Here is a 15,588-nt window from a genome sequence, read left to right on the forward strand (position 1 = left end):
GTCCGGAATCCGGACCGCCCCGCCGTTGCGGGTAAACTGCCCCGTTTTTCCCCCTCCGGCGGTATGGCGAAAGTGTTACGGCGCCCAGGATTCAACGACTCGGCGCTCATTCGCCTGCTGGCCAGACTGACAGACATCGACGTTCCCGAATCCAAACGGGATTTCGCGGATCGATTGAGTCAATGGTTCAGCTGGACTGACGCCATCTCGCTCTCTTCGGCATTGAATGGTCCTGTGGCGACGGCGCCCGCCGCGGCCCGGGGTTCGGCGAGTGCCGAAGAGGCCGAGTGCGCGCGTGTGCGGGCCGGGCTGGTGAGTGCCATTGCCGAAGCAGGCGCGGCGTCCGCAACGGCGGACTTCGCGCCGTACCGCCAGCGCTATGTCGCACGGCAACAGGCGATGGAAACGAGCATCGGCCGCCTGCGCGATCGGTTGCGGGCGCGGCTTGCGGCCACGTCCTCCACCGACGAGGCGCGGCTCGCATCGCTGGACGTCGTGATGGAGCAGGTGCTGGGTGCGCACGAGCAACGGTTGCTCGCCACCGTGCCCGCGCTGCTCCACAAGCACTTCGAGCGCTTGCGCAAGGCCCATGAGGCAAAGCTCGCCGAAGTGCAATTGGCACTCGAGGGGAGCGACAGTGATGGTGTCCAGCCCGCAACGTGGCTGGAGGTGTTCGGCAAGGACATGCAGGGCGTGTTGCTGGCCGAACTGGATCTTCGATTTCAACCGGTCGAGGGGCTGCTCGAAGCCCTTCGCAAGAGACAACAGTAGTAGTCAGGCTGCAATGACCAGATTTCTTCAATACGCCGCCTTCGTCGTGGGCCTGGCCGCCGTGTGCTGGGTGGGTGTGGGCTACGTCGGCACCAACCCGCTGGCGCTTGCCATCACGCTGATCGTGGGCGCCTTCTACCTGATGGGCGCGCTGGAGCTTCACCACTTCAACCAGGCGACGACCACGCTGTCGCAAGCCGTGGCATCGGAGTCGGCTGAACCGCCGGCGAACCTGGGCCAATGGCTGGGCCAGCTGCATCCTTCGCTGCAGAACGCGGTGCGACTGCGCGTTGAGGGTGTGCGCGTCGCCTTGCCCGGTCCGGCCATGACGCCTTACCTCGCGGGGCTGCTGGTGTTGCTGGGCATGCTGGGCACCTTCCTGGGCATGGTGGTCACGCTGAACGGCACCGGCCTGGCGCTGGAAAGCGCGGCGGACGTGCAGGCCATTCGTTCCTCGCTGGCTGCGCCGGTGCGGGGCCTGGGCATTGCCTTTGGCACCTCGGTCGCGGGTGTGGCGGCGTCGGCCATGCTGGGGCTCGTGTCTGCCTTGTGCCGGCGCGACAGGCTGCAGGCCGCGCAGTTGCTGGACACGCGCATTGCGACGACCTTGCGCGTTTTCTCCCTTGCACACCAACGCGAAGAGTCGTTCAGGCTGCTGCAGCGACAGGGCGAGGCAATGCCCGTGCTGGTCGATCGCCTGCAGGCCCTCATGTCGACGATGGAACGCCAGAACCACGCGCTGAACGAGCGCCTTGTCGCCAGTCAGGAGAGCTTTCACCACAAGGCCGAGGCAGCCTATGCAGGGCTGGCTTCCACTGTCGGCCAATCGCTGAAGGAAAGCCTCACCGAGAGCGCACGCGCGGCCAGCGCCACGATCCAGCCGGTTGTCGAAGCGACGATGGCCAGCATCGCGCGCGAGGCGGCCGTGTTGAATGGCACCGTTGAAAGCAGCGTGCAGCGCCAGCTGGACGGGTTGACGACGCGCCTTGAAGCCACGACTGCCGACGTCGGAGAGATTTGGCAGTCCGCACTCGCCGGACATCAGCAGACGAACGAGGCACAGGCCCGCGACCTGCGCGCCACGCTCGACCAGTTCGCCGAGACCTTCGAGCAACGCTCGGCGGCCCTGGTCGCTGGCGTCGGCGGGCAACTCGAAGGCGCGGTCAGCAAGGTGTCGGACACGTGGGGCAGCGCGCTTGCACAGCACCAGCGCGTGAGCGATCAACTGTCGGGCGACACGACGCAGGCACTCGTTGCAGCCGCTGCCACCTTCGAGCAGCACAGCGCTTCGCTCCTGCGCACGGTGGATCAAGCCCATGCCGATCTGCAGTCGAAGCTTGCATCACGCGACGAGCAGCGCCTGTCCGCGTGGACGCAGGCGCTGGAGTCGATGGCCACATCGCTCCACGAGGAATGGCAGCAGGCTGGCGAGCGATCGGAACTCCAGCAGCGGGAGATCTGCGAGACGCTGGAAAAGACCGCCGGCAACATCTCCGCCCAAACACAGGCGCATGCAAGAGACACGATTGCCGAGATCGCGCAGCTCGTGCAGACCGCTTCCGAGGCCCCGCGCGCGGCAGCCGAAGTCATCGGCGAACTGCGCCAGAAGCTGGCCGACAGCATGGCGCGCGACAACACGATGCTGGAAGAACGCGGCCGCATTCTCGAAACGCTGGAGACGCTGCTGGGCGCGGTGAACCATGCCTCCAACCAACAGCGCACGGCCATCGATGCGCTCGTGTCCGCATCGGCGGACCTGCTGGATCGCGTGGGCTCACGCTTCAACGACAAGGTCGATGCGGAGACCGGCAAGATGGCCGAGGTGGCTGCGCAGATCACCGGCAGCGCCGTCGAGGTTGCGAGCCTGGGCGAGGCTTTTGGCTTGGCCGTGCAGCTCTTCGGCCAGTCGAACGACAAGCTCGTGACGCATCTGCAGCGCATCGAAGGCGCGTTGGGCAAGGCCATTGCGCGCAGCGACGAGCAACTCGACTACTACGTGGCGCAGGCCCGTGAAGTCATCGACTTGAGCATCATGTCGCAAAAGCAGATCGTCGAAGACCTGCAGCACATCGCCGCACAACGCACGCTGGTGGGCAGCGAAGCATGATGACGGAGGACGTCGACGCCGGCATCGAGCCGAGCGTGCCCGTGTGGGCCGTGTTCGGCGATTTGATGTCGGGCCTGCTGGGCGCCTTCGTGCTGATCCTGGTGTGCGTGATCGGCATGCAACTGGACTTGGCGACGAAGCTGGAAGCCGAGGTCAAGCAGCGGCAGATGGAATCGCAGCGGCGCGAGGCACTCGAGCAGGCCTTGGCCGGACCCTTGGCCGCCGGTCGCGTGACGCTGAACAACGGCCGCATCGGCATCAGCGGCAGCGTGCTGTTTGCGTTGAACTCCGCGGAGCTGCAGCCCGAAGGCCGGCAACTGCTCAAGAGCCTGGCAACTCCCTTGGCCGCGTACCTCAAATCGCGCGACGAGATCCTGATGGTGAGCGGCTTCACCGACGACCGGCAGGTGCGCGGCGGCAACCGCCAGTTCGCGGACAACTGGGAACTGTCGGCGCAGCGTGCGTTGACGGTGACGCGGGCCTTGATCGAAGAGGGCGTGCCGTCGTCGTCGGTCTTTGCCGCGGCCTTTGGTTCCGAGCAGGCCGTGGCGTCGAATGCCGATGCCGACGGTCGGTCAAAAAACCGGCGCGTGGAAATGGCGCCGACGCCCAGGCCTTCATCCAGCGCGAACACGAAGCCTCGTGAGTAGCCACACATCCATGGATCAAGCAACGGACGCTGCGGCCACGATCGACGCGTGGCGTGCGCGTGGTGATGATCGGCTGGACCCGGTGCGCTTTCGCTTGATCGAGGCGATGGCGAGGCGTACCGCGGCTCACCATGGCGAGGCGCGGCGCATCCTGGATGACAAGCTGGGCAGACTGGTGCTCGCGTATGGCGAGGAGCTTGAAAAGCATTCTGGCGCCGACGGTGAAGTCGCGCCAAAGACCAAGGGCCAAACGCAGCGCGGGCCTTTGGCGGAACTCGTCGAGCACATGACGCGCCATGCGTCTTCGCATGCAGACGATTCTCAGACAGCCAAGCCCGTGCCCACGCTCGCCTCCAAGCCCGAGCACAAGGCGCTCGCTTTCTTCCGCAGCACGTGGTCGCGGCTCAGCGCCAACAAGCGCCTGACGCAATCGCTCGCCAAGGTGCCCGGGAACGCCGGCCCGTTGAATTCGCACCACCTCGTGCATCGATCCCTGACCTTGATGCGCAACGTGTCGCCGGAGTACCTGAACCGGTTCATGGCCTATGTCGACGCGTTGCAGTGGCTTGAGCAGGTCAACGGCGGCAATGGTTTGTCGGGCGGCGACGGAGCTCGTGCCGAAGGACAGAAGAAGGGCGCGCGCGGCAAATCTGCGTGATGCAAACGGCAGGGTGGTACGGACACTTGTCGCTGTCACCGGCGTGCAGCAGTGCAAGCTGACCTTCGAGTTTGGACTGAAAAATGGAACTGTCGGCCATGAACGGAAGTTCAAGTACCTTGCCGTAAAGTATCGCTTTGGGCCAGCAAGCGGACGTTGCACAGGGGCGAGACAGGCACGTCACGACAGAATCACGAAAGATCGTATCCAAGCCGGCGCTTGCAGGACGCCTTCCGCTGAGCCCGCTAGTTGCTTCGAGTCCTATCGTTCTTGCGGCGAGAAGACCATGCAAACAGGACTTCTGCAATGAACATCGATGCCGGTTTTCGACAGGCGACCCGAAGTGTCCGACACCGCCATCGCGACGATGCTGTCGCTGTCCTCATTGAGCGCAAATAGCGTGCGTTGATTCGGCGTCAACGCAAAAAATCTCGGCGTCTTGCCGCCCGTTTCAACCGCTTCTATGAACTTCAGTGTTCCTTCGCCCGTGACGGCAAACAATGCAATGCTGTCAAAGCCCCGATTGGATGCGTATACAAACCCGCCGCCGCCGTCGATCGCGATTTCAGAGGCGCGACTGTTACCGGTGAAGGTGTCGGGAAGCGTGGACAAGATTTGCACAGGAGCCAACGTGCCCGTTTCGACATCGAACCGGTATGCGGTTACTGTTGAGTCCAGCTCGTTGACCGCGTAGGCCATCGGACGTGCCGCGTGGAAGGCCAGATGCCTCGGTCCGGACCCTTCCCGGGATGTCGCTGCCGCCGGCGAAGTCGGCTCGAGGCGCCCATTGAGAAACTCGAAGGTGAAGATCTTGTCGAGTCCCTTGTCCGGCACAGCGACGAAGCGCCCACTCGGGTCAAATGGATTGAAGTGCGGTTTTGCAAAGGGTTGTTCGATGCGATGCGGCCCCGGCGTCCCTTCGCATTTCGCAAGCTGCTGCACCGGTTGGATTGAACCATCCCGAGCCAATGGCATCACGGCCACGGTCCCTGACAAATGATTGGAAACGATCAAGTAACGCTCACTCGGGTCGAGTGCCAGATGGACCGGGTTGCGCCCTTGGCAGTCCTCGCGGTTCAGCAACTTGAGGTTGCCGTCTGACGGGTCTACCTTGAAGCTGGAGACCTCATGCCCGTCGCCATGCACCGTGTACAGGACGGTTCCAGCACTGTTCATCGCAAGGAACGACGGGTTGACCAGATCCCCGAGCAGTTGCGTTTGTTCGAGCCGACGCTGCTGCGTATCGAGCCGAAAGACACTGATCCCTTCACCCCTGGCGTTTCGCTCCCGCGTGGTTCGGGAGCCTACATAGGCAAATATTGTTTTCATCCCGGTTTTTGACAGCCTGAGTGCATTCGCATGGCTACCAGATCGCCCCAAATGTGGCGCGCAGTGCTTCGATGTGCTCCGCATCCAGCATTGGAGTATCCGGTCCAGCCAACACGGCGAGCGCGGCCGTCTCTTCAAGCTCTTCCAGGGTGGCCATTGCTGCCGCAGGTGTGTCGTGCCACACGTTGGGGCCGAGGCGTTCCAGCATGACGGCGCGAATGGGGGTGCCCCGCTCGGCATATTGAGCGATGAGGCTTTCTACGCAATCCGCCGTGATCGGGCTGCCAGGAAGTGCGTATGCCGCGACGGGTACATGGCCGACCTTCATCACGAAGTAGGGCGTGATTGCCGGGAGCAGTTCGCGTTCCGCGGGTGGTGCGCTCACCTTTCCCGTCAGGGTTAGCGCGACACAGTGCGTGCTGTGGGTGTGGATCACGCAGCGCGCGGGCGCAGTGGTGGCTCGGCTCGCGTCATAGATGCGCCGGTGCAATGCAATGGTCTTGCTGGCGCGATCGCCGGTCAACTGCGTGCCGCGTGCGTCGAGTCGAGCCAGGCGTTCAGGTTGCAGGTAGCCCAGGCAGGCATCGGTCGGCGTTATGAGGAAGCCGCCACCTTCTTCGTCATCGAGCCGCACGCTGATATTGCCGGCCGTCGCATGGACATAGCCGCGCTCAAACAGGCTGCGGCCGACGCGGCAGATTTCTTCACGTGCCGCGCTCTCGTTCATCGGCGGTTCCAATCTTGGTGATGCGCGCCGTGTTCAGGTGCTGGCGCAGGTACTGGGAGGCTTCCATCCGCTCGCCCTTGACGAGCAGGTCGATCAGCACAAGGTGCTCTTCGCATTGGCGATGCAGCCGGTTGCGGTCAAGGCGCGTGCCGTACTCCACGACCCTCCGCATCTGGTTCAAGGTGCGCAGCGAGTCGAGCAGAAAGCGGTTGTTGGCGCCGGCGATCATGGTCTCGTGAAAATGCACGCCCGCGCGGAACAACTCGGCGGGCGTGCAGCGTTCGATGCCGCCGGCCAGCAGTTCGATCTGTTCGCGGCGGCATTTCTCCAGTTCGGCGAGGTCGACCTGGTAGCCCGGTTCGAGGATGGCGGCCGGTTCGATGATCATGCGGTAGCGGTAGCTTTCGCGGTGCGACTCCACATTGCTGAGCAACGGGCGGAAGATCCATCCGCGGCCCGGCTTGCGGTCGATCATGCTTTCGCGCGCCATGCGGTTCAGGATGCGCTGGACCTGCAGGCGCGCCAAGCCGTAGCGCTCCATCAGGTCGTTCTCGGCAATTTCATCCGGCAGAAGGCCATGGATGCGGTCGTTCGCAACGCGCATGTACAGCACCTCCTCGGACGCCGGATTGGGCGCGAACTCCAGCTCGCCCAGTTCGGCCGGCATCTTCGCGACCTGAAAGCCACGGTTCGGCTCAGAGGTCAGCGCCCCGACGCCCTGCAGGTACTGCAATGCCTTGCGCACCGGGGAGCGCGACACACCCAGTTCGTCGCACAAAGCCTGCTCGGTCAGCCGGTGGCCGACCGAATAGCCCTCACGGCGGATCATTTCGATGATCCTGCGGGCGAGCGTGGGCGTGAGCGCGCTGACGTTGGCTGGCGATGCAGAGTTGGGCATGGACGGGACAAGCTGTGGCAAAACTGAACTCTACGACTTAATCGAGCAGACGAAATGCACTGGTGAAAAAGTCGGTGGCCCCGAAATTGCCGGACTTCAAAGCAATGTGCAACGCGCCATCGCCAGCGTGCCCGGATGCCGCGTGGCACCACGGGACGCCCGGAGCGATCTGCGGGCCGATGCGCATGCTGCGGATGTCGAGCGCCTGCACGCAGGCACCTGAGGTTTCTCCGCCTGCCACGATCAACTGGCCGACACCGCGCTCGACCAAACCGCGGGCGACCGCCGCCAAGGCGTGCTCGACGATCTCGCCCGCGCGAGCGCTGCCCAACTGCGCCTGAATCGCCTTGACGGATGCTGGTTCGGCTGTGGCATACACCAGCACCGGTCCTGCCGCAATTCGCGAGCTCGCCCAATCAAGCGCTTGTGCGGCCAAATCCACGCCTTCGGCAAGCTGGAGGGGATCGATGGCGAAGCCCTCACCGCCGTTCGCGAGGAAATGCGCGACCTGTGCGTTCGTCGCCGTCGAGCAGCTACCCGACACGATGGCGCGCAAGCCGCTCGGCGGCGCCAGGCGCGCGGCGTCGGCTGCCGGCTTTATGCCGAAGTTTTGCGGCAGTCCAATCGCCACTCCGGAGCCTGCCGTCAACAGCGGCAGGTCGGCAAATGCCCGGCCCATGACCATCAGGTCGGCGTTGCTGATCGCATCGACGATGGCCATGGCAACGCCTTCGCTGCGCAAGGCCGCGACGCGCTGCGCGATGGACGCCTCGCCTTGTGCCACGGTCCGCTGCTCGATGAGGCCAACCCGACGTTGCGTTTGCGCCTGCAGAACACGAATTAGGTTGGAATCGCGCATCGGTGTCAGCGGGTGATTGCGCATGCCGGACTCTTGCAGCAACTCGTCGCCCACGAAGAGATGGCCTTTGAAAACCGTGCGCCCGTTTTCCGGAAAGGCTGGACAGGCGATCGTGAAGTCCGTGCCGAGCGCATCCATCAGTGCATCGGTCACCGGACCAATATTCCCTTCGGCAGTGGAGTCGAATGTCGAGCAGTACTTGAAATAGAACTGCCGGCAACCTTGGCCCTGCAGCCACTGAAGGGCTTGAAGCGACTGCTGCACGGCGTCCGCTGCGGGGATCGTGCGCGACTTCAGCGCCACCACCACCGCATCCGCCTCGCCATCGAGCGGCCCGGACGGCACGCCGATGGTCTGCACCACCCGCATGCCGGCGCGCACCAGGTTGTTGGCCAGGTCGGTGGCGCCCGTAAAGTCGTCGGCGATGCAGCCCAGGACAGTTTGGGTCATGGTGGATCAGGCCGTGGCCACGGCCTTGACGACGGCTTCCGTGAAAGCCTTGCAACCAACGGTGCCACCAATGTCTTTGGTGCGCGTTTCGGGGTTTTCCAGCACCTTATCGACGGCGCGCACCATGGCGTCACCTGCGTCTTGCATGGCCTTGTTCTTCTGCTTGTCGCCAACCCAACGGACCATCATCGCCACCGACAGGATCATTGACGTGGGGTTCGCAAGGTCCTTGCCGGCGATGGTCGGCGCCGAGCCATGCTGGGCCTGCGCGCAGCACAGGTCGTCGCTGGCCATGACAGATCCCGCCAAGCCCAAGCTGCCAGACAGTTCGCTGGCCAAGTCCGAGATGATGTCGCCGTAGAAGTTGGTCGCGACCAGCACGTCGAAGCGCTCCGGCTCCTTGACCAGATGGGCCGTCGAGGCATCGACCAGCAGATCGTCGAGTTGAACTTCGGGAAAGTCCTTGGCCACGTGGCGCACGGCCTCGAGGAAGAGGCCATCGGTCATGTGAAAGCTGTTCGCCTTGTGGATCGCCGTGACCTTCTTGCGGCGCGTCATCGCCAACTCGAACGCGCGGCGCGCAATGCGCTCACTGCAGCGGCGCGTGATCTTGCGGATCGACAGCGCCATGTCCGGGTCGGGCATCACCTCGCCCCAGCCGCGCGCCATGTTGCGGTCCGGGTAGAAGCCTTCCGTGGCCTCCCGCATGATGACCAGGTCCATGGTCCGGCCTTCGCGCATGTTCGACTGCAGGTAGGGGCGTGTGCGCGCGGGACGCACATTGGCGTACAGGTCCAAGCCGATGCGAAAGCCGGCCGACACATTGCGACCGCCTTTTTCCGGCACGGGGTAATTGGCATGCGATTGCGTGCCCAAGATGATGCCGTCGTAGGTCTTCGCCTTGTCCAGCACCTCCTGGCGCAAGGTCGTGCCGTGCTTCTCAAGGCTCGTGAATCCGGCGTCTTCGTAGTCGTAGCTGATGTTGAGATCGAAGCGCTTGTCAGCGGCCTTCAGTACTTCGACCGATGCGGCAACGATTTCAGGGCCGATGCCGTCACACGGCAGAACGATGAACTTCATGGGGAACTCCAGTGGTTGGTAGGGTGGGGTGAACTCAAGAAAGCGAATCGGCCGGGACCGCCGCGCAAAGACTTTTCAGAAGGCGAACAGCACTGTCGGGACTGGTGAGAACCGGCTTGCCAACGGCGGCCTGGACCATCTGCTGTGCCCGCGCCATCGAGAACTGGCCCAGCATGACGACATCGCAGGCTTGAAGGTCGGTCGAGCGCGAAGCAATCAAGCGGTCATGCGCAGCGCCGTCACCTTGTGCCAGAAGGCTCATCGCGTCCGGAACGAAAGCCGTCTTCAGTTCGATGGTGACTTCATTCGCACATGCGAGTTGGAGCAGTTCATCGGACATCGAGGCGATGGATGGCTCGAAGGTCGAGAGGAGGCCGATGCGCAAGACACCGGCCGCCGGAGTCGTCGAAATCGCTTCCCGGAACATGGCGTAGTTCGGCTTGTGCGTTGGAACAGCCACTGACGCGGCCGCCGCTTCTATCGCGGCCCCAAACGCCGAGCACGTGAAAAGGATTGCTCGCGCTCCCGTTCGCTCACTGTATTGCGCGAGTTGCACGAAACGTGTGGTCAGCGCTTCGCCAAGTTCGCCCGCAGCCGACAGGTCGGCAGACAACGAGTCATCCAGCAGGTTGGCGCATTGCGCTTCTGGCCAGAGGCGCGCAAAGGCGCCTTGGATCGGAGCCATCGCCAGTGGCGTTGCATGTATTAACGCAATCCTTGGTGCAAGCATTTGTGTCTGTGCCAGTTTGGTAGGGTTAGCCATGATTGTACTGCGTCGTGTGTAGATACAATCAGGGAAAACCCACCGCGGCATGTTCGCCGCATCTTTTTGCCAACCCTTGGAGACTCTATGAACCGCTTGCTGAACCGCCGCCACCCCCTCATTGCGGCCCTGTCCCTTGCCACGCTCGCCACCCTCCCGACCCTTGCCGCCGCACAGGCAGCAACCGACTACCCGACGAAGACCATCACCTTCGTCGTCCCCTATGCAGCAGGCGGAAGCTCGGACATTCGCTCACGCCAAATCGCGCAAAAGCTCTCGATCTACTTTGGCAAGCCGGTGATCGTGGACAACCGCCCGGGTGCAGGCGGCAACATCGGCACGGACTACATCGCGAAGGCCGCGCCGGACGGCCACGTGATTGGCCTGGGCAACTTTGCGCCGCTGGCCGTCAACAAGGCACTGTTCGCAAAACTCCCGTTCGATCCGGCCACTGATCTGGTGCCGGTTGCAATGATCGAGCGCGGGCCGCTGGTCATGTCCGTCAGCCTCAACTCGCCCATGAAGACCGCCCAGGATGTGGTCGCGCGTGCCAAAGCCAAGCCTGGCACCATGACCTTTGCCTCCGGCGGCCTTGGCGGGTCGCATCACCTCGCCGGAGAGGCTTTTGAGCAAAGCGCCAAGGTCGACATGGTGCATGTGGCCTATAAGGGCGGTGCGCCTGCGACCAACGACCTGATCGCAGGCAATGTTGACATCATGTTCGAGTGGATCTACGCGGTGATGCCGTACCTCAAGGGCGACTCAGCCAAGCTGCGCCCGCTCGCCATCACCAGCGACAAGCGCTCGCCGCTGCTGCCGGACGTGCCGACATTCAACGAGATCGGCATCCAGGGCATGGAGATGTCCAACTGGTTTGGCGTGGTCGCCCCCAAGGGCACGCCGCCCGCGGTCGTTGCCAAGCTGAACCAGGCCATCAACAAGGCCATCCGCGAGCCAGACGTGGCCGAAAAGATCACCTCGCAAGGCAATGAAGTGGCCGGTGGCACACCGGAAGCTTTTGCGACCTTCATCCGCTCCGAGTCGGACCGCTGGTCGAAGCTGGTGAAGTCGCACAACATCAAGCCCGAATAAGCGCGGTTGGATCTCCTTCGTCCCATTAAACGCTCCGAGCCATGAAAGTCTCATTCCTCCAGCGGCCGCTTGCCGGTCTTGCCGTCGCCTTCGCTTTGGCAGCTCCTGTACTCTCACATGCCCAGGCCACAGGGGCATATCCTTCACGACCCGTGCGCCTCGTGGTGCCCTTTGCCGCAGGCGGCCCCAACGACGTGATGGCACGGGTGCTCGCGCAACGCCTCACGGGTGAAACCGGTCAGCCCTTTGTCGTGGACAACAAGGCGGGGGCGGGCGGTGTGATTGGCACTGATGCTGTGGCCAAGGCTGCACCTGATGGATACACGCTCGGCTTCGTCAGTGCCCCGTTCACGATGTCGCCGGCGTTGCAAGCCAAGATGCCCTACGACACCCAGAAGGATCTGGCGGCCGTTACCAAGGTTGCCGAGTCGCCGATGCTCATGATGGTCCCGTCCGACTCCCGATTCAAGAGTGCTGGCGAACTCATCGATTTCGCCAAAAAGAATCCCGGCAAGCTCAACTACGGCTCCGGAGGGAACGGCAGCACACCCCACTTGACCACCGAGTTGCTCGCATCGGTGACTGGCGCGAAGCTCACCCACGTGCCCTACAAAGGCGGCGGTGAATCCATCAAGGCACTGATGGGTGGCGAAGTGGATCTGCTGATCGACAGCATCACCAGCACCGCGGCACCGTTGGCATCCGGGCGCGTCAAGGCGCTGGCCATCAGCGGAGCCACTCGCTCGCCGCGAATGCCGGCCATCCCGACGTTCGACGAGGCAGGCATCAAGAACTTCTCGATGACCCATTGGGTCGGCGTGGTGGCGCCCGCGAAGACACCACCTTCGGTGTTGGCGACGCTGCACGCGCAGATCGAAAAGGCCCTGCGTGCGCCGGAAGTGATCCAGAAGTACGCCGAACTCGGGGCCACTCCAGCGCTGACTTCGGCGGAGGACTTCCAAAAGTTCGTGAACGACGAAACCAAGAAGTGGCAACAGGTCGTCAAGAGCGCCAACATCCAGACGCAATAGGGATGCAGCCCTTCAAGTTGCCGCCGCTTGCGACGGACACGCACGTGCATCTGTTCGATCCCGCAAGGTTCCCCTACGCCGCGAAGCGTCGATACACGCCGCCGCCTGCGACAGTCGCCGACCTGCAGAAGGTGCATCGCGCGATTGGCGTGGAGCGGGTCGTGCTGGTCCAACCCAGCGTCTACGGCTTCGACAATGCGTGCCTGCTGGACGGGCTTGCGCAACTCGGTGATCGCGCGCGCGGAGTTGCCGTGGTCGAGGAAGGAACCACGCGAGATGAACTTCTGTGCCTCTACCAAGCCGGTGTCAGGGGCGTTCGCTTGAATGTGGGGGTCGATGGGGGAAGAGACGCGCCGGCTTGCGCCGGATTGCTGCAACGAATGGATGACACCCTTTCGGACATTCCCATGCTGTTGCAGCTCTACGCCCCTGTCGCGGTCACGCTGGCATGCAGTGAAGTCATCAGCACCATGTCACGCCCCGTGCTGATCGATCACTTCGGGCTTGTGCCGCCGCCCGTCGCCGGGCGGATCAATGTGCTGGCCCAGATGATCGACTTGGTGCGCAATGCCAATGTCTGGATCAAGTTCTCCGGACAGCATCAGATTTCCAGCGACTCGCCAAAGTACAGGGACGTTGCCTCCATTGCCCGTGCTCTATGGGATGCCGCGTCCGAGCGGACTGTATGGGGTTCAGACTGGCCCCATACCGGTGGGACATCTCGTCCCAAGGACGCACCGCCCGAGCGAGTCGAATCTTTCAGGCCTGTCGACGACGAACAGCAACTCGCCTTGGTCGCGGGATGGGTGCCCGATGAGGCGGCGCGCCACAAAGTGTTGGTTAGCAATCCCGAAAAGCTGTTCTTTTAGTACATACCCGCACGTCTTTCGATGTGACGACCCCTTGTCTGCGCGAAGCGGTCGCTCGCGCTAAGGGGCGAATGACCACGACGGGCCCGAACTTGCCGGCCGCGCGCCTCCGATGGTCGAATCGGTCGGGGGTTGGCGTGCAGCACGCGGGTAGCGGCCATCAGCAGGGAATTCGCGCTGGGCCCATCAAGGTCTGCTTTCGTTGAGAGTCGGCATTGGGCCTCCCGGAACAGCTTCGAGTATGGTCGCGCATTGGAGGGTGCTACGGCACACCTTCCGCCAATCCGCTCGCCCGAACTCCTCCCAATGAAGCCATGACGCTAAAGGAAATCGAAGCCTTCTACTGGGCCGCCAACCTGGGCAGCTTCAGCATTGCTGCGACCCGTCTGCATGTGACTCAGTCGTCCTTGTCCAAGCGCATCGTGGAGCTTGAAGAGTCGATCGGTGCCCAACTCTTTGATCGATCCAGCAAGCGGGCCCAGCTGACGGAGGCGGGCCACAGACTGGTTCCTCTTGCAGGCAAGATGCTCAACCTCAAGGACCAGTTTCAAAGCGAGGTGCTGGCTTCCAGCAGCATGGCAGGCGTGTGCCGGTTCGGGGTCAGCGAACTTGTTTCGCTGACCTGGCTACCCGACTTCACGCGCCTGGTAAACGAGGACCATCCAGCCTTGATCCTCGAACCCTACGTTGATCTGGCGCGAAACCTGGAACGAAAAGTCCAAAGGGGCGAGCTCGATTTCTCGGTCGCTCCTGGCCCGGGTCTGGGTGCGCAGGTCACGGGAAACGTCATTGGTCGAGTGGAGTTCACTTGGGTGGCATCGCCCGCCCGGATTTCGGCCAAGAGGTTGCTGCGAAAGGCAGACCTGGAACAGCATCCCGTGATCACCATGACAGAGGGCTCCGGGCTGACCCGCGCCATCGAGGCATGGTCGTCCGAGCAGGGCATCACGATGCATCGCACGCTGGGGTGCAACAGCCTCATGGCCATCGTCGCACTGGTCCTTGCGGACACGGGCATCAGCTTCCTTCCGACCCAGTTCATGAAGCCTTGGGTCGATCAAGGAGCCCTTGTTGCGTTGAGGAGCGATCCGCCCCTTCCGAGCCTGAACTACTACTTCTTCCAGCGCGCCGATGACACTCGCACGCTGTTGCAGGCCATGCAGTCGTACGTGATGCGCGTCGCCGATTTTGCGACCCCTTCGCACTACCTCGCGCCACTCGCTAAAAGTCGTAAAACGACTGCGAAGCAGAGCAAATAAATCGCTTGTGCGACTGACACGGCGCATCGATCATTCGGTCTCCACCAACGGAGACATAGATGAGATTCGCAAGCATGAAAGTGGCGGCAGCCGCAGCAGTGGCACTTGGCGTTGCGGGGCAAAGCTTCGCCGCATGGCCCGAGGACAAGCCGATCGAAGTGGTTGTCGGATTCGCCCCAGGCGGCGGCACCGACCTGATGGCACGCAAGCTGCTGCCCTTCGTCCAAAAGCGGCTTGGGCCCAAGGCGCAGTTCGTCGTCGTCAACAAGCCCGGCGCCGGCGGCGAGATCGCCAATGCCTACGTCAAGAATGCGAAGCCGGACGGGTACACGCTGGCGGTCGTCAACGTTCCTGGATTTCTGTTCCTGCCGATGGTCAAGAAGTCGCAATACGACCCGCAGGACTTCACGTTGGTCTCCCGCGTCGTGGACGACCCAACGGTCTTGGTGACGCGGACCGAGAACCCAATCCAGACCTTGCCTGCAGCCCTTACGGCCTTGCGCGACAAGCCCGGGTCACTGACCTTTGGCCACAACGGCGTCGCCACCAACGGTGATCTGGCCTTGCAGTTGCTGGCCAAGCAGGCAAAGGTCGAGCTCAATGCGATTCCCTACAAGGGCACCGCTGCGCAAAAGACGGACGTCCTGGGCGGGCATCTGACATTCGGCGTGGTGAGCGCAGGCGAGGTGCCCGAGCTTCATGGCACCGGCACGGGCCAGCTCAAGGCCGTGGTTCAGCTTGGCGAGAAGCGCTCCCCGGCACTGCCCAACGTTCCGACGGCCACGGAAACCGGTACGAAGGTCGTCATGACCTCTGAACGAGGCTTCGCCGCACCCAAGGCGGTTCCCGCCCAAATCATCAAGCAACTTGACGCGGCCATCGCGGAAAGCCTGCGCGACCCGGAGTTCATTGCCAACGCATCGGCCGACGCGCCGGTGCTCGCGTACCTCTCCGGGACCGAATGGCAGCAGTCTCTGGAGAAGAACAAGAAGGCCCTGCAGGAACTGGCGAAGTCGCTGCCCAAGCAGTAACGCCAAAGAGCAAA

At 63.1% G+C, this 15,588-nt stretch carries 15 protein-coding genes; 9 read left to right on the forward strand and 6 right to left on the reverse strand.

Going from position 1 to position 15,588, the window contains the following annotated elements; all coding sequences use genetic code 11:
• Positions 1 to 63 precede the first annotated feature (63 nt).
• The 4 genes from QTI66_RS18400 to QTI66_RS18415 are packed head-to-tail and all read left to right on the forward strand — an operon-like array spanning position 64 to position 4,186.
• Complete coding sequence (locus QTI66_RS18400; protein ID WP_286561276.1) at positions 64 to 771, forward strand: DUF3348 domain-containing protein; 708 nt, start codon at positions 64 to 66, stop codon at positions 769 to 771.
• 13 nt (positions 772 to 784) lie between these two features.
• Positions 785 to 2,878, forward strand: a complete 2,094-nt coding sequence (locus tag QTI66_RS18405; protein WP_286561277.1) for a DUF802 domain-containing protein — start codon at positions 785 to 787, stop codon at positions 2,876 to 2,878.
• Positions 2,878 to 3,528 (forward strand): OmpA family protein, encoded by a 651-nt coding sequence (locus QTI66_RS18410; protein ID WP_286561512.1) that lies wholly within the window; start codon positions 2,878 to 2,880, stop codon positions 3,526 to 3,528. Before QTI66_RS18405 ends, QTI66_RS18410 begins: the two co-directional genes overlap by 1 nt.
• Before the next feature lie 10 nt (positions 3,529 to 3,538).
• Positions 3,539 to 4,186: a DUF2894 domain-containing protein gene (locus QTI66_RS18415; protein ID WP_286561278.1), complete on the forward strand. Its 648-nt coding sequence runs from the start codon at positions 3,539 to 3,541 to the stop codon at positions 4,184 to 4,186.
• Between the two features lie 261 nt (positions 4,187 to 4,447).
• Here QTI66_RS18415 and QTI66_RS18420 read toward each other — a convergent pair whose 3' ends face one another.
• Genes QTI66_RS18420 through QTI66_RS18445 form a run of 6 tightly spaced genes read right to left on the reverse strand, consistent with a single transcriptional unit; the run spans position 4,448 to position 10,292 of the window.
• Complete coding sequence (locus QTI66_RS18420) at positions 4,448 to 5,515, reverse strand: lactonase family protein (protein ID WP_353506207.1); 1,068 nt, start codon at positions 5,513 to 5,515, stop codon at positions 4,448 to 4,450.
• Positions 5,516 to 5,549: 34 nt separating this feature from the next.
• Complete coding sequence (locus tag QTI66_RS18425) at positions 5,550 to 6,242, reverse strand: class II aldolase/adducin family protein (RefSeq protein ID WP_286561279.1); 693 nt, start codon at positions 6,240 to 6,242, stop codon at positions 5,550 to 5,552.
• On the reverse strand, positions 6,220 to 7,140 hold the full coding sequence (locus QTI66_RS18430; protein WP_286561280.1) for a GntR family transcriptional regulator: 921 nt from the start codon (positions 7,138 to 7,140) through the stop codon (positions 6,220 to 6,222). Before QTI66_RS18430 ends, QTI66_RS18425 begins: the two co-directional genes overlap by 23 nt.
• 37 nt (positions 7,141 to 7,177) lie before the next feature.
• The gene (gene otnK, locus QTI66_RS18435; RefSeq protein ID WP_286561281.1) at positions 7,178 to 8,449 is read right to left on the reverse strand and encodes a 3-oxo-tetronate kinase; all 1,272 of its coding nucleotides are present in this window, start codon (positions 8,447 to 8,449) and stop codon (positions 7,178 to 7,180) included.
• 6 nt (positions 8,450 to 8,455) lie between these two features.
• Positions 8,456 to 9,529 carry an isocitrate/isopropylmalate dehydrogenase family protein gene (locus tag QTI66_RS18440; RefSeq protein WP_286561282.1) on the reverse strand — a complete coding sequence of 358 codons (1,074 nt, stop codon included), beginning with the start codon at positions 9,527 to 9,529 and terminating at the stop codon, positions 8,456 to 8,458.
• A 34-nt stretch (positions 9,530 to 9,563) separates the two neighbouring features.
• Positions 9,564 to 10,292, reverse strand: a complete 729-nt coding sequence (locus QTI66_RS18445) for an aspartate/glutamate racemase family protein (protein WP_286561283.1) — start codon at positions 10,290 to 10,292, stop codon at positions 9,564 to 9,566.
• A gap of 87 nt (positions 10,293 to 10,379) precedes the next feature.
• Here QTI66_RS18445 and QTI66_RS18450 point away from each other — a divergent pair, with 87 nt between their 5' ends.
• From QTI66_RS18450 to QTI66_RS18470, 5 genes are all read left to right on the forward strand, one after another.
• Entirely contained in the window at positions 10,380 to 11,384 is a 1,005-nt protein-coding gene (locus QTI66_RS18450; protein ID WP_286561284.1) for a Bug family tripartite tricarboxylate transporter substrate binding protein, read from the forward strand.
• A 164-nt stretch (positions 11,385 to 11,548) separates the two neighbouring features.
• A complete protein-coding gene (locus QTI66_RS18455) occupies positions 11,549 to 12,415 on the forward strand; it encodes a tripartite tricarboxylate transporter substrate binding protein (RefSeq protein WP_286561285.1) in 867 nt (288 codons plus the stop codon).
• A 2-nt stretch (positions 12,416 to 12,417) separates the two neighbouring features.
• Complete coding sequence (locus QTI66_RS18460) at positions 12,418 to 13,284, forward strand: amidohydrolase family protein (protein WP_286561286.1); 867 nt, start codon at positions 12,418 to 12,420, stop codon at positions 13,282 to 13,284.
• Positions 13,285 to 13,499: 215 nt separating this feature from the next.
• Positions 13,500 to 14,543 (forward strand): LysR family transcriptional regulator, encoded by a 1,044-nt coding sequence (locus QTI66_RS18465; RefSeq protein WP_286561287.1) that lies wholly within the window; start codon positions 13,500 to 13,502, stop codon positions 14,541 to 14,543.
• A gap of 59 nt (positions 14,544 to 14,602) precedes the next feature.
• Positions 14,603 to 15,574 carry a tripartite tricarboxylate transporter substrate binding protein gene (locus tag QTI66_RS18470; RefSeq protein ID WP_286561288.1) on the forward strand — a complete coding sequence of 324 codons (972 nt, stop codon included), beginning with the start codon at positions 14,603 to 14,605 and terminating at the stop codon, positions 15,572 to 15,574.
• Positions 15,575 to 15,588 lie beyond the last annotated feature (14 nt).

The sequence above is a fragment of the Variovorax brevis genome (assembly GCF_030317105.1).
Classification (GTDB): Bacteria; Pseudomonadota; Gammaproteobacteria; order Burkholderiales; family Burkholderiaceae_C; genus Variovorax; species Variovorax brevis.

Excerpts from the sequence above, each read along its gene's own strand:
- QTI66_RS18450 (WP_286561284.1), top strand. The coding sequence starts at position 10,380 with ATGAACCGCTTGCTGAACCGCCGCCACCCCCTCATTGCGGCCCTGTCC.
- QTI66_RS18445 (WP_286561283.1), bottom strand. The coding sequence starts at position 10,292 with ATGGCTAACCCTACCAAACTGGCACAGACACAAATGCTTGCACCAAGG.
- otnK (WP_286561281.1), bottom strand. The coding sequence starts at position 8,449 with ATGACCCAAACTGTCCTGGGCTGCATCGCCGACGACTTTACGGGCGCC.
- QTI66_RS18415 (WP_286561278.1), top strand. The coding sequence starts at position 3,539 with ATGGATCAAGCAACGGACGCTGCGGCCACGATCGACGCGTGGCGTGCG.
- QTI66_RS18430 (WP_286561280.1), bottom strand. The coding sequence starts at position 7,140 with ATGCCCAACTCTGCATCGCCAGCCAACGTCAGCGCGCTCACGCCCACG.
- QTI66_RS18440 (WP_286561282.1), bottom strand. The coding sequence starts at position 9,529 with ATGAAGTTCATCGTTCTGCCGTGTGACGGCATCGGCCCTGAAATCGTT.
- QTI66_RS18410 (WP_286561512.1), top strand. The coding sequence starts at position 2,878 with ATGACGGAGGACGTCGACGCCGGCATCGAGCCGAGCGTGCCCGTGTGG.
- QTI66_RS18420 (WP_353506207.1), bottom strand. The coding sequence starts at position 5,515 with ATGAAAACAATATTTGCCTATGTAGGCTCCCGAACCACGCGGGAGCGA.
- QTI66_RS18425 (WP_286561279.1), bottom strand. The coding sequence starts at position 6,242 with ATGAACGAGAGCGCGGCACGTGAAGAAATCTGCCGCGTCGGCCGCAGC.
- QTI66_RS18400 (WP_286561276.1), top strand. The coding sequence starts at position 64 with ATGGCGAAAGTGTTACGGCGCCCAGGATTCAACGACTCGGCGCTCATT.
- QTI66_RS18405 (WP_286561277.1), top strand. The coding sequence starts at position 785 with ATGACCAGATTTCTTCAATACGCCGCCTTCGTCGTGGGCCTGGCCGCC.
- QTI66_RS18470 (WP_286561288.1), top strand. The coding sequence starts at position 14,603 with ATGAGATTCGCAAGCATGAAAGTGGCGGCAGCCGCAGCAGTGGCACTT.
- QTI66_RS18460 (WP_286561286.1), top strand. The coding sequence starts at position 12,418 with ATGCAGCCCTTCAAGTTGCCGCCGCTTGCGACGGACACGCACGTGCAT.